We start from the raw sequence: 22,825 nt of genomic DNA, 5'->3' as shown, positions 1-22,825 counted from the left end.
ATCGAGGCGCTGCTGGCCGCCGACGTCGTCGGCCTACGATGCGAATTCGCTCATCCCGCAGCGGGTTTCGCGGTGCTCGTGACGTTGTGGTGCACGGTGCCCGTGGATCGGTTGACCACCACCGGGCGGGTGGTGAGCCGGGAACCGGAGGTGCGCAACTGTTTCGCCGTCGTCGGCGCCGCGAACCTCGTGGTGCAGGCGTGGCTGCATTCCCCCGCCGAGGTCCCGGACTTCGAGACACGGCTGCTCGCGCGCTGCCCGGACCTGGCCGTGCGGGACCGGGTGCTGGTGTTGCGCATCCACAAGCTCGCCGGGCACATCCTCGACCGGACAGGCCGCAAGGTCACCACGGTCCCGCCCGACGTGTGGCTGCCGGGCGGGGACGCGCGCATTGTCTCAGGCGCGTAGCTCGGCGCCGACCGCGGTGGCCGCGGCAGCGACCGCCGCCTCGCGGGCGGCGCTGGCCTCGCCCTCGGTGAGGGTGCGATCGGGAGCGCGGAAACGCAGCGCGAACGCGAGGGACTTGCGGTTCTCCCCCAGCTGGGCGCCCTGGTAGACGTCGAACAGGCGGATGTCCTCGAGCAGGTCGCCGCCACCCGAGCGCAGGGCGCTCTCGACGTCGGCGGCCGGCACGTCCGCGTCGACCACGACGGCGACGTCCTGCAGGACCGCCGGGAACGGCGAGACCACCGGCGCCGGAAGCGATTCCACGATCGGCAACGCGTCGAGGTCGAGTTCGAAGGCGCACGTGCGGGCGGGCAGGCCGGCCCGTTCGATCACCGCGGGATGCAGTTCACCGGCGTGGCCGACGACGACCCCGTCGACGAGCAGTTCGGCGCAGCGGCCGGGATGCCACGGCAGGTACTGCGCGGCGCGGCGCTCGAGGCGCACCCCGGCGGCGCGTGCGACGGTCTCCGCGGCTGCGAAGGCGTCGAAGGCATCGGCGGCGCGGCCTGTGCCCCACGGACCGGCCGGTTCGCGCAGCCCGGCGAGTACACCACCGACGTGGACGGGCTGCTTCGGCAGCGACCCTTCGAGCAGGGCGATCTCGTCGTCGGTGGGACGACGGTCCACCGGCAGCAGGTCGACCGGCTTCGTCTCGGAGGTGGGCTGCACGACCTGCGCGATCGCGTAGAGCGACAGGTCGCGCTGTCCGCGCGAGACGTTGCGGCCGAGGATCTCGAGCAGACCCGGCAGCAGAGTGGTGGCCAGCTCCGGACGGTCGGACTCGAGGGGGTTGAGCACCTTGGTGGTCACCCGTCGCGGGTCGTCGGCGTCGAGCTTCCAGGTGTCGAACACGCCGGCCGGCAGGAACACCGGGGCGAGCACCTCGACGTAACCGTCGTGGGCGAGGGCGCGGGAGACGGCGCGGCGACGCTTCTGCGTGGCCGTCAGACCACGACCGGCGGGGGCGGTGGGCAGCACCGACGGGATCTGCTCGAGACCTTCGAGGCGCAGCACCTCCTCCACGAGGTCGGCGGGCTGGCGCAGGTCGGGGCGCCAGGTCGGCGGGGTGACGACGAGCTGGCCGTGGCCGTCCTCGCCGACGCCGACCTCGACCGCGCACCCGATCTGTGTGAGGCGGCGGGCGGCGGTGCCGTTCGGGTAGCTCACCCCGGCCATGCGGTCGGGCAGGTCGATGTCCATGCGGATCGTCGGGCTCTCGGTGGGCACGACGATGTCGGTGAGGGTCGATTCCACCTGTCCACCGGCGATCTCGACGAGCAGGCTCGCGGCCCGGTCGAGCGCGACGGGGGCGAGGGCCGGATCGACGGTGCGCTCGAACCGCTTGCCGGCCTCGCTGCTGAGCTTGTGCCGGCGGTTGCCGCGGAAGACGGCGAGCGGATCCCAGGTGGCGGCCTCGAGCAGCACGTCGGTGGTGCTGTCGCCGACCTCGGTGGTGGCGCCGCCCATGATGCCGGCGAGGGAGATCACCCCGGAGTCGTCGGTGATGACGACGTCCTCGGGGTCGAGGTCGCGCTCGACACCGTCGAGGGTGGTGAGCTTCTCCCCTGCCCGGGCGCGCCGCACGACCAGCTCACCCTGCAGGGTGGCGGCGTCGAAGGCGTGCAGCGGCTGGCCGAGTTCGAGCATGACGTAATTGGTCACGTCGACCGCGGGCGAGATCGGGCGGACACCGGCGGTGTGCAGGCGGCGCTGCATCCACCACGGGGTGACCGCCTTCGAGTCGATGCCGGTGACGCGCCGCGCGGCGAACCGGGTGGCCTTCGTCTCGGGTTCGAGCCGGATCGGGTAGGCCTCGCCGCCGTCGGACGGCAGCGCCGGCACGGCCGCGGGATCGGCGAATTCGAGGTCGAAGCCGCACGCGAGCTCGCGGGTGAGTCCGCGGACGGAGAAGCAGTATCCGCGGTCGGGGGTGATGTTCAGTTCGATGACGGTGTCGCCGAGGCCGAGCAGGTCGTTGGCGTCGGTGCCGGGTTCGGCGGTGCCGGGCTCGAGCACGAGGATGCCGGAGTGGTCCTTGCCGATGCCCAGCTCGGACAGCGAGCAGATCATGCCGTCGGAGACGTGCCCGTAGGTCTTGCGCGAGGCGATGGCGAAGTCGCCGGGGAGCACGGCGCCGGGCAGGGCGGCGACGATGAGGTCTCCCTCGGCGAAGTTGCGGGCGCCGCACACGATGCCGCGCGGTTCGTCCTCACCGACGTCGACCTTGCAGAAGCGGATGGGCTTCTTGAACTCGGTGAGCTCGGTGATCTCCACGACCCGTCCGACGACGAGGTTGTCGATGCGGCCGAGGGTCTCGATGTCCTCGACCTCGAGTCCGACCCGGACGAATCCCGCGTCGAGTTCCTCGGCGGTGACGTTCCACTCCGGGGTGGCGCGCTGCAGGATCTCGGTCAGCCAGGACTGCGCTACTCGCACTTGTGCTCAGCTCTTTCGTTCGGTCGTCGGTCGGTGGAGTCGGTGTCGGGAGCGGGCTCTCAGCCCTGCACGCCGAACGGCAGGGTGAAGCGCACGTCGCCCTCGACGATGTCGCGCATGTCGGGGATGCCGTTGCGGAACTGCAGGGTGCGTTCGAGGCCCATTCCGAACGCGAACCCGGTGTACACGTCGGGGTCGATGCCCGAGGCCCGGAGCACGTTGGGGTTGACCATGCCGCAGCCGCCCCACTCGACCCAGCCGGCGCCGCCCTTCTTGTTCGGGAACCACACGTCCACCTCGGCGGACGGTTCGGTGAACGGGAAGTAGTTCGGACGCATCCGGGTGCGGGTCTCCGGACCGAACAGCGCCCGCGCGAACGCGTCGAGGGTGCCGCGCAGGTGCGCCATGGTCAGGCCCTTGTCGACGGCGAGACCCTCGACCTGCGAGAAGACCGGGGTGTGGGTGGCGTCGAGTTCGTCGGTGCGGAAGGTGCGGCCGGGGCACACGACGTAGATCGGGATGTCGCGGTGCAGCATGGTGCGGACCTGCACGGGCGAGGTGTGGGTGCGCAGCACCTGCCGCGAACCCTCCGGGGCGATGTGGAAGGTGTCCTGCATCGTGCGCGCCGGATGGTCGGGCAGGAAGTTCAGGGCATCGAAGTTGAAGTGCTCGGTCTCGACCTCGGGACCTTCGGCGACCTCCCAGCCCATCGCGACGAAGACGTCGGCGATCTCGTCGGAGATGATCGAGATCGGGTGGCGGGCGCCGAGCGCGCGGCGGGTCGCGGGAAGGGTGACGTCGACGGCCTCGGCGACGAGGACCGCGGCGTCGCGTTCGGCCTGCAGCACCGCCTTGCGGTCGTCGAAGGCGGCCTGCACGGTGGTGCGGTGGGCGTTGACCCGCTTGCCGGCGTCGGCGCGCTCGTTGCCGGGCAGCGAGCCGAGGGCGCGCTTGGCGAGGGAGATGGGTGCCTTGTCGCCGAGGTGGTCGATCTTCGCCTGGGCGAGTTCGTCGAGGTCGGTCGCAGCGGCGAACGCGTCGATCGCGGACTTCTCGGCGGCGGTGAGCGCGTCCTCGGTCAGGGCGCTCGGATCGACTGCCGGCGGGGTGCCGCCCTCTTTCTTGGCCACGACCGGTGCATCTCCTTCTTCGGACGAACGGGTGATCTCGGTGGGTGCGGTCCGGGCCGGAGGCCGCGGCGCACCCGGGAAATCCTATGTGATGGGCCGAGCGGCCCGATGTTGCACCCGCGCGCTCGCATACAGGCAGATCGAGGCGGCGGTGGCGAGGTTGAGCGATTCGGCGCGTCCGCGGATGGGGATGCGGACGCGGTGGTCGGCGCGGGTGGCGACCTGCGGATCGAGTCCGTGGGCCTCGTTGCCGAACAGCCACGCGGTGGGCGCGGCGAGCAGCTCGTCGGCGTCGTCGAGGTCGATCTCCCCGTCGGCGGCCGTCGCGAGGATCTGCACGCCGGCCTCGGCGAGCGCGGCCAGTACCCGGTCGGTGTCGCGTTCGCGCGCGACCGGCAGGTGGAAGATGCTGCCGGCCGAGGAGCGCACGCACTTGCCGTTGTGCGGGTCGACGCTGTCGCCGGCGAGGACCACGGCGTCGGCGCCGACGGCGTCGGAGACGCGGATGAGGGTGCCGGCGTTGCCGGGTTCGGCGACCGCGACGGGCACGGCGAGCAGCCGCGACCGCGGGGTCACCGCTTCGGCGAGCGGCACGTCGAGGGTGTCGCACACGGCGACGAGGCCAGGCGGGGTGACGGTGTCGGACAGCCGGGCGGCGGCCCGCTCGGTGACGATCCCCACGCGCACACCCTTGTGGCGTGCTTCGTCGACGACCGTCGCGTACCGGCCGGCGGCCGCCTCGGTGACGAACAGTTCGTGCACGCGTGCAACGGCGAGCGCCTCGGTGACGGAGTTCTCACCCTCGGCGAGGAACCGCCCGGTCTTGCGACGCTCGGCGGTCCGGAGCAGTTTCACAGCAGAAACGACCCGTGGTGTGCGCTCGGTGAGCGTGTCCACGGGTCGTTCCTGGATGTTGTCGTAGCTCAGGGCAGCACTCAGGCAGCCGGAGCGTTGACGTCGGCCGGCAGGGCAGCCTTGGCGACGGCCACGAGGCCGGCGAAGGCCTCGGCGTCGGAGACGGCGAGCTCGGCGAGGATCTTGCGGTCCACCTCGACACCGGCGGCCTTCAGGCCCTGGATGAAGCGGTTGTAGGTGATGTCGTTGGCGCGGGCAGCAGCGTTGATGCGGCTGATCCACAGCTTGCGGAAATCACCCTTGCGGGCGCGACGGTCGCGGTAGGCGTAGGTCAGCGAGTGAAGCTGCTGCTCCTTGGCCTTGCGGTACAGGCGCGAGCGCTGTCCGCGGTAGCCCTTCGAGGCCTCGAGAATCGAACGACGCTTCTTCTGGGCGTTGACGGCCCTCTTCACGCGTGCCACTGGTTATGTGTCCTGTCAGAGTTCGGGGGACGAACGAGGTGTCCCCGGATGGATCGGTCGGAGAGGCTCAGAGCCCGAGCATGCGCTTGACGCGCGGAGCGTCGGCATCGGCGACGACGGCCTTGCCGTCGAGGCGACGCGTCACCCGCGAGGACTTGTGCTCGAGCAGGTGGCGGCGACCCGCCTTCTGACGCAGGACCTTTCCGCTACCGGACACCTTGAATCGCTTCGCGGTGCCGCTGTGGGTCTTCGACTTGGGCATGGAGTCCTCAGTTCTTGTCGTGTGCGTACATCGGTGCTCACGGACAGCACCGGATGTGCTGCCTGAGCGGGCTAGTTGCTCTGGGCGTCGCCCGTCTCGGGAGCCGGCGCGGACTCCGTGGACGGGGCTGCGGAGGCTGCCGGGCGCGGAGCGGACTTCGCCGGTGCGGCCTGCGCGGCTTCCTGAGCCTTCGCGCGGGTCTTCGCACCCTTGTGCGGGGCCAGCACCATCGTCATGTTCCGGCCGTCCTGCTTCGGACTGGTCTCGATGAAACCGAGTTCGGCCACATCGGCGCCGAGGCGCTGCAGCAACCGGAATCCGAGTTCGGGGCGCGACTGCTCGCGGCCGCGGAACATGATCGTGACCTTGACCTTCGAACCGGCTTCGAGGAAGCGCACGACGTTGCGCTTCTTGGTCTCGTAGTCGTGGTCGTCGATCTTCGGACGGAGCTTCTGCTCCTTGATCACGGTCTGCTGCTGGTTCTTGCGCGATTCGCGCGCCTTCTGCGCGGCTTCGTACTTGAACTTGCCGTAGTCCATGATCTTGCAGACCGGCGGCCGGGCGTCGGGTGCCACCTCGACGAGGTCGAGGTCGGCTTCGATTGCCAGGCGGAGGGCATCTTCAACACGCACGATTCCGACCTGTTCACCGCCGGGTCCGACGAGTCGGACTTCGGGAACTCGGATGCGTTCGTTGATGCGGGTCTCAGCGCTGATGGGGCCTCCTAGGTAGAGCGGTGTGGTCGGTCTGACCGCACCGCAGCACGTGGCCCTACTCCTCGACAAGAAGACCCCGCTGTGGTGCCGAGGCTCCACGCGGGGTCCGATACCGACCGGTCGACGGTCATCCGGCTCGCGCCGGGTGATCCGCACCGCCCGATGAAGGGCGGACGTCCAGGGCTTCCGCACCCGGAGGACCGGACCCCTGAGCTGCATCGATGTGCCGCCAGAGGTGGGAGTCGGACTCCACTTTGCTGCCCACGGAGGATCACCGCGGGCGGTCGTGGGATCAAGTCTAACAAAAAGCCACGTCGACGACGAATCGGCGCGTCGGCGCCCCACCCGCGCGGGCGGCGACGAGCGGCGCGACCCTATGCTCGACGCTATGACGGATGCTCCCGAGACCCCCGATCAGGACGCTGCGGCAGAGGATGTGCGCGAACTCGCCGACATCCCGGCCGTCGAGGTGATCAGCCGCGCAGCCGTGATGCTCATGAGTTCGGCTGCCGAGAAGCTCGGTCTCGCCGACGAGGATCCCGACAGCAGCGCACGACGCGACCTCGACGAGGCCCGCCGCGTGATCACCGCCCTCGCCGGCCTGATCACCTCGTCGGTGGAATATCTCGGTCCGCACGCCGGTCCGCTGCGTGAAGGACTGCAGGCACTGCAGCGTGCCTTCCGCGAGGCGTCGGCCGTGCCCGACGAGCCCGGCAAGGGCCCGGGCGAGAAGTACACCGGCCCGGTCTACTGAGCCGAACCGGCACTTTTCGCCTACTTCACGATCCACGCCTTACTTCACGATCGACGCGACCGAGCCGCCCACCGCTGAGGTGGGNGCTCGGCTCGTCAGCTCGCGGCGGCCACCTTCTTCTTGGTGGTCTTCGCCTTCGCTGCCGTCTTCGTGGCGGCCGTCTTCGTCGCAGCAGCCTTGCTACCAGTCGCCTTGGTCGTCTTCGCCGCCCGCTTGCGTGCCGGCGCCGGAGTGGGCGTGGTGGTTCGTCCATCGAGGATCTCCGCGAGGAAGCGTCCGGTGTAGCTCTCCTCCACCGTGACCACCTCTTCCGGAGTGCCCTCCGCGACCACTGTGCCGCCGCCGGAACCGCCCTCGGGACCCATGTCGATGATCCAGTCGGCGGTCTTGATGACGTCGAGGTTGTGCTCGATGACGATCACGGTGTTGCCCTTGTCGACCAGACCGTTGATGACCCCGAGCAACTTGCGGATGTCCTCGAAGTGCAGACCCGTGGTGGGCTCGTCCAGGATGTACGCGGTGCGCCCGTTGGAGCGCTTCTGCAGCTCTGCGGCGAGCTTGACGCGCTGCGCCTCACCACCGGACAGGGTCGTCGCCGGCTGGCCCAGGCGGACGTAACCGAGACCCACCTCCACCAGCGTGTTGAGGTAGCGGTGGATGGAGGTGACCGGCTTGAAGAACTCCGCGGCCTCCTCGATCGACATGTCGAGCACCTCGGCGATGGTCTTGCCCTTGTAGTGCACCTCGAGCGTTTCGCGGTTGTAACGGGCGCCGTGGCACACCTCGCACGGCACGTACACGTCGGGCAGGAAGTTCATCTCGATCTTCAACGTGCCGTCGCCTGAGCACGCTTCGCACCGGCCGCCCTTGACGTTGAAGGAGAACCGGCCCGGCTGGTAGCCGCGCACCTTCGCCTCGGTGGTGGAGGCGAACAGGCTGCGGATCTTGTCGAACACACCCGTGTAGGTCGCGGGGTTCGAGCGCGGGGTGCGGCCGATCGGCGACTGGTCGACCTGGACGAGCTTGTCGAGCTGGTCGAGTCCGTTGATGCGGGTGTGCCGTCCGGGGACCTGCCGCGCGCCGTTGAGCTTGTTGGCCATCACGGTGGCAAGGATGTCGTTGACGAGCGTCGACTTCCCGGAGCCGGACACACCGGTGATGCAGGTGAGGACGCCGAGCGGGAACGACACGTCGATCTCGCGCAGGTTGTTCTCGCGGGCACCGACGACGGTGACCTGCCGGCCCTTGTCGATCGGCCGCCGGAGCGCGGGGATCTCGATCTCCTCGCGTCCGGACAGATAGGCACCGGTGAGCGATTCGGGGTTGTCGAGCAGTTCCTTGTAGGTGCCGCTGTGGACGACCTTCCCGCCGTGCTCGCCCGCGCGCGGTCCGATGTCGACGACCCAGTCGGAGGCGCGGACGGTGTCCTCGTCGTGCTCGACGACGATGAGCGTGTTGCCGAGATCGCGCAGTCGCGTGAGGGTGTCGATGAGGCGACGGTTGTCGCGCTGGTGCAGACCGATGGACGGTTCGTCGAGTACGTACAGCACGCCGACGAGACCGGACCCGATCTGCGTGGCGAGACGGATGCGCTGGGCCTCACCACCGGAGAGGGTGCCCGCGGCACGCGAGAGGGTGAGGTAGTCGAGTCCGACGTCGAGCAGGAAGCCGAGCCGCGCCTGGATCTCCTTGAGGACCTGCCCGGCGATCGCGGCCTCACGCGCGCCGAGGACCAGGCTGTCGAGGAAGCGTGCGCACTCGGCGATCGACAGGTCGCTCACCTCGGCGATGGACATCGCACCGAAGTCGCCCGCGCTGACCGTCACGGCCAGGATCTCGGGACGAAGGCGGGCACCGGCGCAGGCCGGGCACGGGATCTCCCGCATGTAGCCCTCGTAGCGTTCCTTGGCCTGCTCGGACTCGGACTGCTCGAGGCGGCGGTGCAAGAACGGCATGACGCCCTCGAACTCGGCGTAGTACGAACGGACACGGCCGTAGCGGTTCTTGTAGCGCACGTGCACCTGCTCGGTGCTGCCTTCCAGCACGGCCTTGCGCACCTTGGCGGGCAATTTTCGCCACGGGGTGTCGATGTCGAATTCGAGGGCGTCGGCCAGGCCGGACAGCAGTCGGCCGAAGTATTCGGCGCTCTGACCCATCGACCACGGCGCGATCGCGCCGTCGGCCAGGCTCAGATCCGGGTCGGGCACGACCAGATCGGGATCGACCTCCTTGCGCACGCCGAGACCCGCGCACTCGGGGCACGCGCCGTAGGGCGAGTTGAAGGAGAACGACCGAGGCTCGAGTTCGTCGATGGACAGCGGGTGCGCGTTCGGGCACGCCAGGTTCTCGGAGAACCGGCGCTCGCGGTCGGGGGCGTCCTCCTCGCGGTCGACGAAGTCGAGCACGACGACACCCTCGGCGAGCCGCAGCGCGGTCTCGATGGAGTCGGTGAGGCGCTGCTGAGCACTGGGCTTGACGGCGAGGCGGTCGACGACGACCTCGATGTCGTGCTTCTCCTGCTTCTTCAGCTTCGGCGGATCGGACAGGGGGTGGACGACCCCGTCGACGCGCACGCGGGAGTAGCCCTGGATGGTCAGCTGCTCGAAGAGGTCGACGAACTCGCCCTTGCGGGTGCGCACGACGGGCGCGAGGACCTGGAATCGGGCTCCGGCCTCCATCTCGAGCACCCGGTCGACGATCTGCTGCGGCGTCTGCCGGGAGATCTGCTCACCACAGACCGGGCAGTGCGGGGTGCCGGCTCGCGCATAGAGCAGACGCAGGTAGTCGTAGACCTCGGTGATGGTGCCGACGGTGGACCGCGGGTTGCGGTTGGTGGACTTCTGGTCGATCGACACCGCGGGCGACAGACCCTCGATGAAGTCGACGTCCGGCTTGTCCATCTGTCCGAGGAACTGGCGGGCGTAGGCCGACAACGACTCGACGTAGCGCCGCTGCCCCTCGGCGAAGATGGTGTCGAACGCGAGGCTCGACTTGCCCGAACCCGACAGTCCGGTGAAAACGATCAGACTGTCGCGCGGCAGGTCCAGGTCGACACCACGCAGGTTGTGTTCCCGGGCTCCACGCACGATCAGGCGGTCTGCCACGCCACATCCTTCCTGTAGACAAGGCCGGAGTTCGGCCCTCAGCCATGGTAGGCGCGGGTACCGACACGTTTCCGTGACGAACACCGCGCGCCCGGGGCTCACGCGCGTGCACGCGAAGGTAGGTTGGCTGCATGACGCAGCAGCCCGTGATCATCGAGGACACCTACACCGGCGACGTCACTCCCGGCGGACCCGCGCAACGCCGAAGGATTCCCGGAGCGAGCATCGTCAAACTCGCCGTCGGCGAGATGAACAACAACACCTATCTCGTCACCGACGACGCCACCGGCAAGTCCGTCTTCATCGACGCCGCAAACGAACCCGACCGTCTCGTGCAGTTCCTCCGCGACAATGCGCCGGAGCTCGAATTGATCGTCACCACCCATCAGCACTGGGATCACTGGCAGGGCCTCGAGCGGGTCGCCGCCGAGACCGATGTGCCGACGGCCGCGCACGAGCTCGACGCCGGTCCCCTGCCGGTGAAGCCCGACCGGATCCTGGCCGAGGGCGACACCGTGCAGATCGGTGAGCTGAATCTCGAGGTGATCCACCTCTCAGGGCACACTCCGGGCTCGGTTGCGCTGGTCCTCACGGAACAGGGCACGGGTCGCACGCACATCTTCACCGGCGACTCGCTGTTCCCCGGCGGGGTCGGCAAGACCCCGAACGACGACGCCTTCCGATCGCTCCTCGGCGACGTGGAATCCAAGATCTTCGACCGGTTCGACGACGAGACGATCTTCTACCCCGGACACGGCAAGGACTCGACCCTCGGAACCGAGCGCCCGCACCTCGGCGAGTGGCACGAACGCGGTTGGTGACGGTCCCGTACCGGGCCCGCAGAGGCAGGAGCCCACGTGCAATCCGATCGCGCTGACGTGCCGCCGCCGTTCACCCTCTGTTCGGACGTCGACGGCATGCGGTACGTCATCGTCGACCCCGCGGATGCGGACATGTCCGGATGGACCGTCGAAGTGATGAACGTGGAGTGGAAGCATCCGGAGGGCCGGAGATCCCTCTCGTCGTTCGAGCAGGACACATGGTTCTCGAGCGGTGAGGGGGACTGGAACGGCCTCGGTCACGGCACAGCGAAGACCGCATGGTGTGCGATCGCAGCCCACGGGGAAAGGATCAGCGCCTGGATCGGACCGGACGGCACTCGGTACGAGCCCTAGCCTGCGACAGCCGAGCACACCCACCCAGGTCGCTCCCGTTCGGCCACGTCGACTCTGAGATCTTCGACCGGTGATGTCGGGACTCCCGCTGAGGTGGCGATCCTGCCTACGCCGTCGCTCAGGCCGGTCGTCCCCTACTCACCAACAGCGGGATCAGAGAATCCCGCCATGTCGACAGATGAACGTGGCCGCTCGACATGCCGCCGTGAGCGAACTCCTCCCGATACACCCGGTCCACCGGCTCAGTTCGCAGGTCCGAGCCCACGACCGCCGTGAAGGCCGAGAAGAGTGACTCTTCCAACGTCGCCTCGTCGTCAGGAAGAGGAACTCCGGCCAGATGCTCTCGTAGTGCGGCCCACCCATACGGGTCGCCGCGCAATCTCCAGCCTTCAGGTTCCTCCACGAAAAGTCGGTCCATCGTCATCGCCGCATCATGTCAGAAGCTCTCCCAGCGTCGATCGTCCGGAAGGCAGTTCCTGAACGGATCGGAAAGCGTCACTCGACCCGCATTCCACGCTTCAGATGACGACGTCCGTTCGGACGGTGCATTCAGAGGACACTCCCGGAAAAGCGCAGCCGAGTTCACAGCACGCTCCCTGTGGGCTCGTCGCTCGGAGAAGATCGGCGTCTAGTCGGGAGTATTTTCCCTGTCGGTCCCTTCCTCGCCTCTGCCCGCATCGGCGTGCTCGTCGCTCGAGCGCTCGCCCACCGTGTCCGCGAAGGCCGTTCCCGAGACCATCCCGTTCGTGCCCGGCACGACCGTGGTCGGTCGTGCTCCCGGTTCGTACATGCGGTCGATCTCCTCGGCCTTCTCCTTCGCCTGCCGTTTCTCTTCGTCGTCGAACCGATCCCAGCGGGTCGGATCCTCCGCGTCGGTCATGTCCGGGCCCCCTTCCAGCACGCGGCACCGACCCGAGTGGGCCGATTCGGCTGCGTCCGTTCCAGGGTGCGCCCCGTCGCGGAGTCCCGGAGGCCGAACGGGGATCGGAGTTCGCCGGAATCCTCCTGTGCGCCACTGCCGCGAGTACGCTCGAAAACCGGACGAGCTCGCACGAGCACGGAGGCCTGACACTGTGGCGGATCTCGTACTGGGGCCGGTGCTTCGGCACATCGGCGACACGGACGCCACGATCTGGGTGGAGACGTCCGAGCCCTGCACGGTGCACGTGCTCGGCAGCTCCGAACACACATGGACGGTCGCGGGACACCACTATGCGCTCGTCACGGTCCGAGACCTCGAACCCGGATCGGTGACGCCCTACGAGGTGGATCTCGACGGCCGGGTCGTGTGGCCGCCGGCCGGCCTTGCACAACCGCTGATCAGGACCGCGGGAGACGACCCCGACGGCTTCGTGCTCGCTTTCGGGTCGTGCCGGGTGGCCTCGGAGGGCGCGGAACCGACAGCCGTCCTGGGAAAAGACGCCCTCGTCGCCTACGCGCAGCGCATGCGTTCGCTGCCGATCGACGAATGGCCCGACGCGCTGTTGCTACTGGGAGATCAGGTCTACGCCGACGAATTGTCGGAGGAGATGAAGCGACGGGTCGGTGAGCGTCACGATCTGTCGGAACCGCCCGGGGCCCAGGTACGCGATTTCGAGGAGTACACCTGGCTGTACAGCCGGTCGTGGTCCGAGGACAACGTCCGGTGGCTGCTGTCGAACGTGCCGACCTCGATGATCTTCGACGATCACGACGTGCACGACGACTGGAACACCTCCTATTCGTGGCGCCGGGAGATGGAGGCCTCCGCATGGTGGGAGGAACGCATCGTCGGGGCGTTGGCGTCGTACTGGATCTATCAGCACATCGGGAACCTCTCCCCCGCCGAACTGGACGAGGATCCGCTCTACGACCGGGTGCGGAACTGTGCCGGGGACGCCGAACCGATCCTGCGTGCGTTCGCGTCCGGAGCCGACGAGGAAGCCGACGGCAGCGCTGGGGTGCGGTGGTCGTACCGCCGTGATTTCGGACCGGTGCGTCTGCTGGTGATCGATTCGCGGTGCGGCCGGGTGCTCGCGCCCGACCGGCGCGACATGGTGTCCGATCCGGAGTTCGACTGGATCGAGGAGCAGACCGACGGCGACTACGACCATCTGCTGATCGGCACGTCGCTGCCGTGGCTCCTGCCCCGCGCGATGCACGACCTCGAGGCGTGGGACGAGAAACTCGCGTCCGGTGCGCGCGGTGCCCAACCGGCACGCTGGGCCGAGAAACTCCGCCGCGCCGCGGATCTCGAACACTGGTCGGCCTTCCGTGATTCGTTCGAGCGACTCGCTCGGCTGCTGCGGGATGTCGCCGCCGGACGTCGCGCCGGAACGTCCGGCCGCGCGCCCGCGACGATCTGCGTTCTCTCGGGCGACGTGCACCATGCCTACGCCGCCCGCGTCCGATTCGCGATGCCGACCGCCGGCGCGGTCTACCAGCTGACCTGTTCGCCCCTGCACAACCACGTCCCGGCAGCCGTCCGGGTAGCCTTCCGTGCCGCATGGAGCCGCAAGGCGGAGCGCGTCGTACGGTTGCTGCTCGGCCGGGTGACTGCCGTTCCCGAGACGTCGTTCTCGTGGACGAAGGTGACAGGTCCGAGCTTCGGGAACCAGATCGCCACCCTGCGGACGCGAGGACGCTCCGCGCGTCTGACCATCGAGCGGAGCGTCGAGACCGCGTCGGGTCCGCATCTGTTCGAGACCGTCGCGGAAGTACCCCTGACCACCGAGGATCGGCCACCCGAGGTCGCATCCGCTCGCGCGGAGGAACAGCCGTCGAGGTGAGCCCGGAGGGGTGGCACCCATCGAGGTCGAGTTCTGAATTTCTCTGATTTCCGTACGGTCCGAAATACCGCTTCGTGTCCTTCGACCCTGCTTCGCGCATATTCCCGTGACGCCCGGGGTACCTGTGTCAGGGTTTGGAAACACAGCCGACCACGGGAGGAACCACATGCTCGTCCGGAGAATTGCGCGGCCCATGCTCGCGTCCATTTTCATCGCCGGGGGTATCGACGCCCTGCGGAAGCCCGAGCCGAAAGCAGGTGCCGCGCAGCCCGGGCTCGATCAGGCTGTGAACGCCTTGCCGGCGTCGATCACCGACCGGCTCCCCAGCAATCCCGAGACTCTCGTCCAGATCAACGCCGCAGTGCAGATCGGCGCCGGGACCCTGTTCGCACTCGGCAAGGCACCGCGCCTGTCCGCTCTCGCCCTGATCGGCAGTCTCGTGCCGACAACCGTTGCGGGACACGACTTCTGGAACGTCGAGGACCCCGATGCCCGCGCCCAGCAGCGCACCCAGCTCATCAAGAACGTGAGCCTGATGGGTGGTCTGCTCATCGCCGCCGTGGACACCGAGGGCAAGCCGTCGCTCGGCTGGCGGAGCCGTCGCGCCGCGCGCGCCGCGCAGAAGTCGGTGGCCGCTGCGCTGCCGAGCCATTCCTCGGACGGCCACACCGCCGAAGCGCTGCACACCGTCGCCGAGCGGGTGAAGGCGCTGACCGAGGAAGCCGGCGAGCAGGGCGGCCACTTCCTGGAGATCGCCAAGGAACGGGCACCGGAACTCGCGGAGGCCGCGCGCGAGCGGGGCAGCGGACTGCTCGAGGTCGCCCGCGACCGCGGCCCGGTGCTGACCGAGCGTGCGCGCGATCGCAGCGCCGAGATCCTCGGTGTCGCGCGGGAGCGCGCCCCCGAACTCGCCGAGGGCGCCCGCGAACGCGGCACCGAACTCCTCGGGCTGGCGCGTGAGCGCACCCCCGAGCTCGCCGACGTCGCCCGCAAACGTGGCTCGAAGCTGTGGGACACCACGGTCGATCGCAGCTCGGAGTGGGCCAAGCTCGCCGAGGAGCAGTCCGCGATCCTGAACGCTCGGGCCCACGTCGCCGCGGAGAAGGCCCGTCTGCGTGCCGAGGCCGCGCGAAAGCAGGGCACGAAGGCGGAGAAAAAGCTCGCGAAGAACCTGAAGGCGCTCGAGAAGAGCATCGAGAAGAAGAAGTAGTCCGGTACGGCACAGTGGTGCGGGCGTGCGTGAGAATCGCACGCCCGCACTGCTGTGATCAGGCTTTCTGCCCGTTTTCCTCCTGCGGCGACTAGACTTCTCGGGCACTTTCGTCGACGCGTCACCTCTGCGGCGGCGAGCGATCTCGTCCTGTCTATCTCCGAGGAGTCCCTGTGCCGGTTGATGGCGCGTCCCATCCGGAGCTCGATCGCGAGCAGGCCTACGTGGCGATGCTCTACACGCATCTCGACGGTCTGCGCGAGTACGCGAAGACCCGGCTGGCCCGCGTGCTGCGCGAGACCGGAGGCACCCCTCAGGCGCGCAGCGAACGCGAGTCGTACACGCACATGTACACCGAGGACATCGCGAAGTACGACGCCGCCGAGCACGGCCTGTGTTTCGGCCGCATCGACGTGCGGGACGACGGGACGGACGCCTCCGGACCCACGACCGAGGACGGCGCGGAGACCCGCTACATCGGCCGCCTCGGCATCCTCGACGAGGACAACGACTACGAGTCGCTGCTGCTCGACTGGCGCGCGCCGCAGGCCCGTCCGTTCTACCTCGCGACCCCCGCCGCGCCCGACGGTGTCGTGCTGCGTCGCCACATCCGCAGCCGCGGCCGCTCCGTCACCGCACTGCACGACGAGTACCTCGACCTCGACGCCGCCCTCGAGCACGCCGACACCCCGCCGGCCGGTGGCGTGGCCGGAGAATCGGCACTGCTCGCCGCTCTGAACGCCGCGCGCACCGGGCAGATGCACGACATCGTGGCGACGATCCAGGCCGAGCAGGACGCGGTCATCCGATCCGAGCATCGCAGCGTCCTCGTCGTCCAGGGCGGTCCGGGCACCGGCAAGACCGCGGTCGCGCTGCACCGCGCGGCCTACCTGCTCTACACCTACCGAAAGCAGCTGGCGAAGAGCGGCGTGCTCATCGTGGGCCCGAACAGCCGCTTCCTCGACTACATCGGTCAGGTGCTGCCCTCGCTCGGTGAGACCGGGGTGCTGCTGTCGACGGTCGGGGATCTGTATCCGGGGGTCACGCCGACCGTCGAGGACGATCCCGTGGCCGGCGAGCTCAAGGGCTCCCTGGACATGGTGAAGGTGCTCGAGAAGGCCGTCCGCGACCGGCAGGAGGTGCCCCGCTCCCCCGTGCAGCTGAGCTTCGACACCTACGCGCTCACCCTCGACCGCAAGATGGTGACCCGCGCGCGGGGTCGCGCCCGGTCGTCCCGCCGACCGCACAACCTGGCCCGGCCGATCTTCGTGAACGGGGTCATCGACGCCCTCGCCGACCAGCTCGCCGGGATCATCGGATCGAACCCGCTCGGCGGCGCGAATCTGTTGAGCCGGGAGGACATCCACGACATCCGGTCCGAGATGCGTTCGGACCCCGACATCGTCGCTGCGATCGATGCGCTGTGGCCGGAACTGTCCCCGCAGCAGGTGCTCTCGGATCTGTTCGCCTCCCGCGACCGGATCGCGTCGGCGGCTCCTGCCCTGGCCGACGAGCAGATCGACGCGCTGCACCGCCCCGACGCACCGGGGCACTTCAGCGCCGCCGACGCTCCCCTGCTCGACGAGCTCGCCGAACTGCTCGGTGTGGACGACGCCGCCGAACGCGAACGCGCGCAGCGGCGCTGGCGCAAGCAGATCGCCGACGCGCAGGGCGCACTCGACATCCTCACCGGTTCGGCACCGCAGGATCTCGAGGACGACCTCGACCCCGAACTGCTCATGGCGTACGACCTGATCGACGCCACCCAGCTCGCCGAACGACAGAACCACCGCCGCCACGAGACCACTGCAGAGCGGGCGGCCGGCGATCGCACCTGGACGTACGGCCACGTGATCGTGGACGAGGCGCAGGAGTTGTCGGCGATGGCATGGCGAACGATCATGCGCCGCATCCCGAACCGCTGGATGACCCTGGTGGGCGACACCGCGCAGACCGGGGATCCGGCGGGAACCGAGTCGTGGCAACAGATCCTCGAACCGTACGTCGCGAACCGGTGGAAGAAGACCGAACTGACGGTCAACTACCGCACGCCGGCGGAGATCATGCAGATCGCGCACGCGGTGCTCGCGGAGATCGATCCCGACCAGGTGCCGCCGCAGTCGGTGCGCGAGTCCGGTTTCGAGCCGTGGGCGCAGCACGTCGACGCGGACGCGGTGCTCGCCACCGTGCAGGCCGCTCTCGACGCCGAGACCGGCCCGGGCACGACGGCCGTGCTCGTTCCGGCGCGGCTCGTGGGTGCGTGGGAGCATCTCGCGTCCGAGTCGGTCACGGTCGCGACCGTCAAGGAGGTCAAGGGCCTCGAGTTCGACGCGGTGCTGCTCGTCGAACCGGCGGAGATCCTCACCGATTCCTCACGCGGGATGAACGACCTGTACGTGGCGCTGACCCGCGCCACCCAGCGTCTCGGGGTGGTGCACTCGGAGCCGTTGCCGGACGTGCTGACCGGTCTCGTCGCACCGACACACTGTTGAGGCGACACGGTCGAGCCGACACCGTCGAGCCCACCCCACGACCGGTCACCGGACGGTACCGTCCTTCGGGGCAGGGAGACGGGACGGATCATCCGCGGAGGGAACGAACACGTGGCCTATCGGGCAGCGCACCACCGGATACGTCGAGCGGGGTGCGCGGCGTTCGCGGCGCTGAGCGGGTTCCTCGTCTCCGCCGCGTGCGGATCGGTGACGCCGACCCAGGACGAAGCGCAGGACGCGACATCCACGACGTCGATCGCCCCCACCTCGTCGACGCCGCCCGACGCGCGTTTCCTGCGGGTGCGAGAGGCACTGGACGCGTCCGGTCTGGTCGCCGACGTCAACGACGACACAGTGCTCGCGGTGGTGCGCGGGGTGTGCGACCAGTTGAGCGCGGGCGTGCCGGAGCACGACGTCCTCGTCACGCTCCGGCCGATCGCCGCCTATGCCGCGGGCGCCTCGGGGTCGCGGATGTCGGCGGACGACGCCGCCGCGCGCTACCTCGAGACCGCCCGCGAGGAGTACTGCTGATCCGTCAGCGGACGGTGTGCACCACCAGTACGTCGCACAGGGCCTTGCGGGCGACGTCCGACGGGACGGAGCCGAGCAGGCGCCCGGTCAGCGTGTTGAGGCCGCGGTTGCCGATGACGATGAGATCGGCGTCGACCTCCTCGACGAGCGTGAGGAGCGATTCGACAGGAGCGCCGACGATGGGTCGCTCGGTGATCTTGCGGGCGCCGGCCACGGTCGCCTTCTCCCGTGCGGTGCGCAGGATCTCGTAGGTCGGTGCCGAGCCGGTGACCTGGTATGCCTCGTCGCGCAGCGCGTCGGCGGCCTGCGCGGTGTCCTTGGGGTCGGCCGGGTAGTAGGCGCAGGCGATCACCAGTTGGGCGCCGGCGTCACCGGCCAGAGCAGCTGCCTTCTCCACGGCCCGATACGACGATTCGGAACCGTCGGTTCCGACGACTATGGTCCGGTAGGCGCTCATTCATCCTCCATCGAGTGTGTGGTCCATCGACGCGTGCCGCCGATGCCGTCGTCGACGGAGGACACGCACGCTCCCCCGCCATACGCTGCGTCGACAGTAGCGGGATGGGCGGCCCGGGTGGGACGTTTGGGTCTCATCCCACAATCGCGTTTGATGTTACCGCGCGTCACCGTAACGCGGGCCGAAGAGACCGGCGGGGAACACCTCGGCGTCGACGAAGGCATCGCGCCACGGCAACGCGAGGTCGAGCAGACGCTCCACACCGTCGTCACCGAGCGCAATCCACGGCGCGGCCGCCAGGTCGTCGGTGAGATCCTCGACAAGTTCGCGGACCTCGAAGCCTTCGCCGGTGAGCTCGCCGCGCTTGTCCAGCAGGCCGCGCCCGCGCAGTTCCTTCTCGGCGTCCGCCCACTCGTCCCGCGCCCAGCCACGCAGCTTCCGGGCCGGATGGGTGGCGAACCCGATACCGGTCGCGGTGTGGGTGACGAGCGCGTCGAGACCCGACAGTCCCGCGGTCTGCAGCGCCGCGACATGACCGTCGCCGCGATATTCGCGCAGCAGCGTCAGGGCGTGCCACAGGCGCAGGTGCGCCACCTCGGGCCAGGGCAGGTCGGCGTGGGCGGCGTAGAGCGGCCGCCCGTCGGGGCCGGGGATCGCCCGCGCCGCGGTGGCCGCGAGGTCCGCGGCCTCGTTCATCTCCGCAGAATCGAGCACGTCCTGCCCGAGGACCCGCCGGTGGAGAGCGTCGAGTCCGCGCAACCGCGCCGCGATGATCGCGGCCGGCTCGGCGCTCTGCCACACGGCCGGGACGGCCGAGGCCACCAGGCGGGGCGAGAAGCTGTAGAACGTCGCCGTCACGACCCCGGGGCCGACGGCACCCAGGGGCGCCGCGCGTCCACCGAAGTACTGCGCAGCCGGTCCGTCGACACCCAGCGCGGCGAGTTCCCTCGCGGTGTCCGGCGCGAAGTAGACGACCGCGTGCAGCAGTTCGAGTGCGCGGGCAGCACGCCCGGCCGAAGAGGGATCCATGGGAAGCGACCCTACCGAGTCGCCGGCGCCGGCCGGGCCGGGCGACTACTTCAAGCCCGCGGCGTCCATCCCGCGCAGTTCCTTCTTCAGATCGGAGATCTCGTCGCGGAGCCGTGCGGCCAACTCGAACTGCAGGTCGCGGGCGGCCTGCATCATCTGATCGGTGAGCTGCTGCACGAGATCGGCGAGCTCGGCGCGCGGCATCGTCGAGGTGTCGCGACCTTCCACGACACCGGAGCTGACGGCCCGCCCGGACTCGCCCTGGGCTCGGCGACCACGCGAAGCGTTGCGGCCGGAGCCGCCCACTTCGACGGCCTCGGTGTCCTCGGCCTCCTGATAGACCTGGTCGAGGATGTCGGCGATCTTCTTGCGCAGCGGCTTCGGATCGAGACCGTGTTCGGTGTTGTAGGCGATCTGCTTCTCGCGACGCCGTTCGGTCTCCTCGATGGCCCGCGCCATCGAGTCGGTGATCTTGTCGGCGTACATGTGCACTTCGCCGGAGACGTTGCGGGCCGCGCGGCCGATGGTCTGGATCAGTGAGGTCGTCGACCGCAGGAAGCCTTCCTTGTCGGCGTCGAGGATCGCCACCAGCGACACCTCGGGGAGGTCGAGACCCTCACGGAGCAGGTTGATGCCGACGAGCACGTCGTATTCGCCCAGACGCAGTTGTCGCAGCAGTTCGACGCGGCGCAGGGTGTCGATGTCGGAGTGCAGATAGCGCACCCGGATACCGAGTTCGAGCAGGTAGTCGGTGAGGTCCTCGGCCATCTTCTTGGTGAGCGTGGTGACGAGGACGCGTTCGTCGCGCTCGGCGCGTCCGCGGATCTCGTGCACGAGATCGTCGATCTGACCCTTGGTGGGCTTGACGACGACCTGCGGGTCGACGAGGCCGGTGGGGCGGATGACCTGCTCGACGAACTCGCCTCCGGTCTGCCCGAGCTCGTACGGGCCGGGGGTGGCCGACAGGTAGACCGTCTGCCCGATGCGGGCGGCGAACTCCTCCCAGGTCAGGGGCCGGTTGTCGACCGCCGACGGGAGGCGGAAACCGAAGTCGACGAGGTTGCGCTTGCGCGACATGTCGCCCTCGTACATCGCGCCGATCTGCGGCACGGTGACGTGCGACTCGTCGATGACCAGGAGGAAGTCCTCCGGGAAGTAATCGATGAGCGTCGCCGGCGCGGACCCGGCGGGGCGTCCGTCGATGTGACGGGAGTAGTTCTCGATGCCGGAGCAGAAGCCGACCTGCCGGATCATCTCGATGTCGTACTGGGTGCGCATGCGCAGACGCTGCGCCTCGAGCAGCTTGCCGCGGTTCTCCAGATCGGCCAGACGCTCCTCGAGCTCGGCCTCGATGCTCGCGACGGCGCGTTCCATGCGCTCGGGACCGGCCACGTAGTGGGTCGCCGGGAAGATGCGCAGGGAGTCGACCTTGCGCACGACGTCGCCCGTGAGTGGGTGCAGGTAGTACAGCGCGTCGATCTCGTCGCCGAAGAACTCGATCCGCACGGCGAGTTCCTCGTAGGCGGGGATGATGTCGACGGTGTCGCCCTTGACGCGGAACGATCCGCGGGTGAACGCCATGTCGTTGCGGGCGTACTGGACGTCGACGAGCAGGCGCAGCAGCGCGTCGCGCGGCACCTCCACACCGACCTCGAGCTGGATGGACCGGTCGAGATAGGACTGCGGGGTACCGAGACCGTAGATGCACGAGACTGACGCGACCACCACGACGTCGCGGCGGGACAGCAGCGACGAGGTGGCGGAGTGCCGCAGCCGCTCGACGTCGTCGTTGATCGACGAGTCCTTCTCGATGTAGGTGTCGGTCTGCGCGATGTACGCCTCGGGCTGATAGTAGTCGTAGTACGAGACGAAGTACTCGACCGCGTTGTTGGGCAACATGTCTCGCAGCTCGTTGGCGAGCTGCGCGGCGAGGGTCTTGTTGGGCGCCATCACGAGGGTGGGTCGCTGGACGCGCTCGATGAGCCACGCGGTGGTGGCGGACTTGCCGGTACCGGTGGCACCGAGCAGGACGACGTCCTTCTCCCCCGACTTCAGCCGGCGCTCGAGCTCGTCGATGGCGGCGGGCTGATCGCCCGCCGGTTCGTACTCGCTGACGACCTCGAAGCGGGCCTCGGTGCGCTCGATCTCACCCACCGGCCGGAACTCGGAGTGTGCGACGACGGGATGTTCACTTGCGAACGCCATGGAATCCAGAGTAAGCGCTCCCACCGACACGCATCGCGGTCCTGCATGCGGCACGGTTCGCCCGCTAGCGTGCATCCCGTGTCCGCGACCCCCCATCCCGTGAAGACCGAGACGTTCGACGTCGCCGCGAAGACCAACATCGACCCGAAGGGCTTCGTGCGCGCGGTCGACGAGTACCGCGTCGAGGAGTGGGGCCTGTACATGGCGCGACCGTCCGACCACCCGCAGTTCCACTATCTCGAATCGTGGCTGCTGCCGAACCTGCGCCTGCGGGCCTCGATCTTCCACTTCACGCCGGGCAACGAACGCGACCAGGACCGGTACGTCGACGTCGGCGAGTTCCGGCGCGAGGGCGACATCTGGTACTCCCACGACCACTATCTCGACCTGATCGTCCGTACCGGCCGCGACACGATCGTCGAGGACATCGACGAACTGGTGGTCGCGGTCACCACCGGGATGATCGACGCGGCCGCGGCCGAGACGGCGATCGACACGGCGCTGCGGGCGGTGGACGGCATCGCCGCGCACGGCCACGACCTCGACGCGTGGCTGCGGGAACGGGGTGCGCCCGTCTCCTGGCGCTGACGCGCACCACCGCTGCGCAGGTGCCGTCACCTGCGCAGACAGCGGGGCGCAGGAGCGAAAAAGTTACTGCCGCAAAGGACATGGTAATCTGCCTCGGCCGGCGAAGCAGTGCACCGAGAAAGCGACCATCGGGGCCGGCCCGGATCGCCCCTCCGCGTGCACATCGCCCGACCGAGGAAACCCCTCGCGCCGGCGGCGCGCGCCC

At 69.0% G+C, this 22,825-nt stretch carries 19 protein-coding genes and 1 pseudogene; 9 read left to right on the top strand and 11 right to left on the bottom strand.

Annotated features, from left to right (window positions below; genetic code table 11):
* Nucleotides 1-408 (top strand): annotated as a pseudogene (locus ACLBYD_RS12380) (Lrp/AsnC family transcriptional regulator); the annotation flags it as partial.
* Here ACLBYD_RS12380 and pheT read toward each other — a convergent pair.
* From pheT to infC, 6 genes are all read right to left on the bottom strand, one after another.
* On the bottom strand, nucleotides 397-2,883 hold the full coding sequence (gene pheT, locus ACLBYD_RS12375; RefSeq protein WP_447816652.1) for a phenylalanine--tRNA ligase subunit beta: 2,487 nt from the start codon (nucleotides 2,881-2,883) through the stop codon (nucleotides 397-399). The pseudogene ACLBYD_RS12380 and the gene pheT overlap by 12 nt on opposite strands.
* A gap of 59 nt (nucleotides 2,884-2,942) precedes the next feature.
* Entirely contained in the window at nucleotides 2,943-4,013 is a 1,071-nt protein-coding gene (gene pheS, locus ACLBYD_RS12370) for a phenylalanine--tRNA ligase subunit alpha (RefSeq protein WP_060652947.1), read from the bottom strand.
* Between the two features lie 84 nt (nucleotides 4,014-4,097).
* Nucleotides 4,098-4,910, bottom strand: coding sequence for a TrmH family RNA methyltransferase (locus ACLBYD_RS12365; RefSeq protein ID WP_447816651.1), 813 nt, complete (start codon nucleotides 4,908-4,910; stop codon nucleotides 4,098-4,100).
* A 38-nt stretch (nucleotides 4,911-4,948) separates the two neighbouring features.
* Nucleotides 4,949-5,329 carry a 50S ribosomal protein L20 gene (gene rplT / locus ACLBYD_RS12360; RefSeq protein ID WP_006553977.1) on the bottom strand — a complete coding sequence of 127 codons (381 nt, stop codon included), beginning with the start codon at nucleotides 5,327-5,329 and terminating at the stop codon, nucleotides 4,949-4,951.
* 67 nt (nucleotides 5,330-5,396) lie between these two features.
* Nucleotides 5,397-5,591 carry a 50S ribosomal protein L35 gene (rpmI, locus tag ACLBYD_RS12355; RefSeq protein ID WP_006553978.1) on the bottom strand — a complete coding sequence of 65 codons (195 nt, stop codon included), beginning with the start codon at nucleotides 5,589-5,591 and terminating at the stop codon, nucleotides 5,397-5,399.
* A 71-nt stretch (nucleotides 5,592-5,662) separates the two neighbouring features.
* Nucleotides 5,663-6,376 (bottom strand): translation initiation factor IF-3, encoded by a 714-nt coding sequence (gene infC, locus ACLBYD_RS12350; RefSeq protein WP_080597679.1) that lies wholly within the window; start codon nucleotides 6,374-6,376, stop codon nucleotides 5,663-5,665.
* 319 nt (nucleotides 6,377-6,695) lie between these two features.
* Between infC and ACLBYD_RS12345 the strand changes: the two genes are divergently transcribed.
* Nucleotides 6,696-7,061 carry a DUF1844 domain-containing protein gene (locus ACLBYD_RS12345; protein WP_016692782.1) on the top strand — a complete coding sequence of 122 codons (366 nt, stop codon included), beginning with the start codon at nucleotides 6,696-6,698 and terminating at the stop codon, nucleotides 7,059-7,061.
* A 95-nt stretch (nucleotides 7,062-7,156) separates the two neighbouring features.
* Here the strand turns inward: ACLBYD_RS12345 and uvrA are convergent, their stop codons facing one another.
* A complete protein-coding gene (gene uvrA, locus ACLBYD_RS12340; RefSeq protein ID WP_447816650.1) occupies nucleotides 7,157-10,165 on the bottom strand; it encodes an excinuclease ABC subunit UvrA in 3,009 nt (1,002 codons plus the stop codon).
* 131 nt (nucleotides 10,166-10,296) lie between these two features.
* Here uvrA and ACLBYD_RS12335 point away from each other — a divergent pair, with 131 nt between their 5' ends.
* Both ACLBYD_RS12335 and ACLBYD_RS12330 read left to right on the top strand, forming a co-directional pair.
* On the top strand, nucleotides 10,297-10,986 hold the full coding sequence (locus tag ACLBYD_RS12335) for an MBL fold metallo-hydrolase (protein ID WP_447816649.1): 690 nt from the start codon (nucleotides 10,297-10,299) through the stop codon (nucleotides 10,984-10,986).
* A gap of 36 nt (nucleotides 10,987-11,022) precedes the next feature.
* The gene (locus tag ACLBYD_RS12330) at nucleotides 11,023-11,340 is read left to right on the top strand and encodes a hypothetical protein (protein ID WP_447816648.1); all 318 of its coding nucleotides are present in this window, start codon (nucleotides 11,023-11,025) and stop codon (nucleotides 11,338-11,340) included.
* Nucleotides 11,341-11,968: 628 nt separating this feature from the next.
* Here the strand turns inward: ACLBYD_RS12330 and ACLBYD_RS12325 are convergent.
* Nucleotides 11,969-12,220 carry a hypothetical protein gene (locus ACLBYD_RS12325; RefSeq protein ID WP_447816647.1) on the bottom strand — a complete coding sequence of 84 codons (252 nt, stop codon included), beginning with the start codon at nucleotides 12,218-12,220 and terminating at the stop codon, nucleotides 11,969-11,971.
* A gap of 193 nt (nucleotides 12,221-12,413) precedes the next feature.
* Here ACLBYD_RS12325 and ACLBYD_RS12320 point away from each other — a divergent pair, with 193 nt between their 5' ends.
* From ACLBYD_RS12320 to ACLBYD_RS12305, 4 genes are all read left to right on the top strand, one after another.
* On the top strand, nucleotides 12,414-14,108 hold the full coding sequence (locus tag ACLBYD_RS12320; RefSeq protein ID WP_447816646.1) for an alkaline phosphatase D family protein: 1,695 nt from the start codon (nucleotides 12,414-12,416) through the stop codon (nucleotides 14,106-14,108).
* Between the two features lie 166 nt (nucleotides 14,109-14,274).
* The gene (locus tag ACLBYD_RS12315) at nucleotides 14,275-15,318 is read left to right on the top strand and encodes a DoxX family protein (protein WP_174247030.1); all 1,044 of its coding nucleotides are present in this window, start codon (nucleotides 14,275-14,277) and stop codon (nucleotides 15,316-15,318) included.
* 173 nt (nucleotides 15,319-15,491) lie between these two features.
* Nucleotides 15,492-17,810, top strand: a complete 2,319-nt coding sequence (locus ACLBYD_RS12310; RefSeq protein WP_447816645.1) for a HelD family protein — start codon at nucleotides 15,492-15,494, stop codon at nucleotides 17,808-17,810.
* 111 nt (nucleotides 17,811-17,921) lie between these two features.
* Complete coding sequence (locus ACLBYD_RS12305) at nucleotides 17,922-18,341, top strand: DUF732 domain-containing protein (RefSeq protein ID WP_447816644.1); 420 nt, start codon at nucleotides 17,922-17,924, stop codon at nucleotides 18,339-18,341.
* 4 nt (nucleotides 18,342-18,345) lie between these two features.
* On the opposite strand, the gene ACLBYD_RS12300 is transcribed toward ACLBYD_RS12305, so the two are convergent.
* The 3 genes from ACLBYD_RS12300 to uvrB form a co-directional block, all read right to left on the bottom strand.
* A complete protein-coding gene (locus ACLBYD_RS12300; RefSeq protein ID WP_059381080.1) occupies nucleotides 18,346-18,798 on the bottom strand; it encodes a universal stress protein in 453 nt (150 codons plus the stop codon).
* Nucleotides 18,799-18,954: 156 nt separating this feature from the next.
* A complete protein-coding gene (locus ACLBYD_RS12295) occupies nucleotides 18,955-19,827 on the bottom strand; it encodes an SCO6745 family protein (protein ID WP_447816643.1) in 873 nt (290 codons plus the stop codon).
* 45 nt (nucleotides 19,828-19,872) lie between these two features.
* Nucleotides 19,873-22,032, bottom strand: a complete 2,160-nt coding sequence (gene uvrB, locus ACLBYD_RS12290) for an excinuclease ABC subunit UvrB (RefSeq protein ID WP_145691071.1) — start codon at nucleotides 22,030-22,032, stop codon at nucleotides 19,873-19,875.
* A gap of 45 nt (nucleotides 22,033-22,077) precedes the next feature.
* On the opposite strand from uvrB, the gene ACLBYD_RS12285 reads away from it, so the two are divergent.
* A complete protein-coding gene (locus ACLBYD_RS12285) occupies nucleotides 22,078-22,620 on the top strand; it encodes a DUF402 domain-containing protein (protein WP_447816641.1) in 543 nt (180 codons plus the stop codon).
* Nucleotides 22,621-22,825: the final 205 nt, after the last annotated feature.

It is taken from the genome of Rhodococcus sp. C26F, assembly GCF_053345925.1.
Note: the sequence above shows the minus strand (reverse complement) of the source record. Positions and strands in the feature narration are given on the sequence as shown.

Bases quoted from the DNA above. Each gene is read 5' to 3' on its own strand.
- rpmI (WP_006553978.1), bottom strand. From the start codon at position 5,591: ATGCCCAAGTCGAAGACCCACAGCGGCACCGCGAAGCGATTCAAGGTG.
- ACLBYD_RS12345 (WP_016692782.1), top strand. From the start codon at position 6,696: ATGACGGATGCTCCCGAGACCCCCGATCAGGACGCTGCGGCAGAGGAT.
- ACLBYD_RS12335 (WP_447816649.1), top strand. From the start codon at position 10,297: ATGACGCAGCAGCCCGTGATCATCGAGGACACCTACACCGGCGACGTC.
- ACLBYD_RS12325 (WP_447816647.1), bottom strand. From the start codon at position 12,220: ATGACCGACGCGGAGGATCCGACCCGCTGGGATCGGTTCGACGACGAA.
- ACLBYD_RS12315 (WP_174247030.1), top strand. From the start codon at position 14,275: ATGCTCGTCCGGAGAATTGCGCGGCCCATGCTCGCGTCCATTTTCATC.
- ACLBYD_RS12300 (WP_059381080.1), bottom strand. From the start codon at position 18,798: ATGAGCGCCTACCGGACCATAGTCGTCGGAACCGACGGTTCCGAATCG.
- ACLBYD_RS12295 (WP_447816643.1), bottom strand. From the start codon at position 19,827: ATGGATCCCTCTTCGGCCGGGCGTGCTGCCCGCGCACTCGAACTGCTG.
- uvrB (WP_145691071.1), bottom strand. From the start codon at position 22,032: ATGGCGTTCGCAAGTGAACATCCCGTCGTCGCACACTCCGAGTTCCGG.
- ACLBYD_RS12285 (WP_447816641.1), top strand. From the start codon at position 22,078: ATGCGGCACGGTTCGCCCGCTAGCGTGCATCCCGTGTCCGCGACCCCC.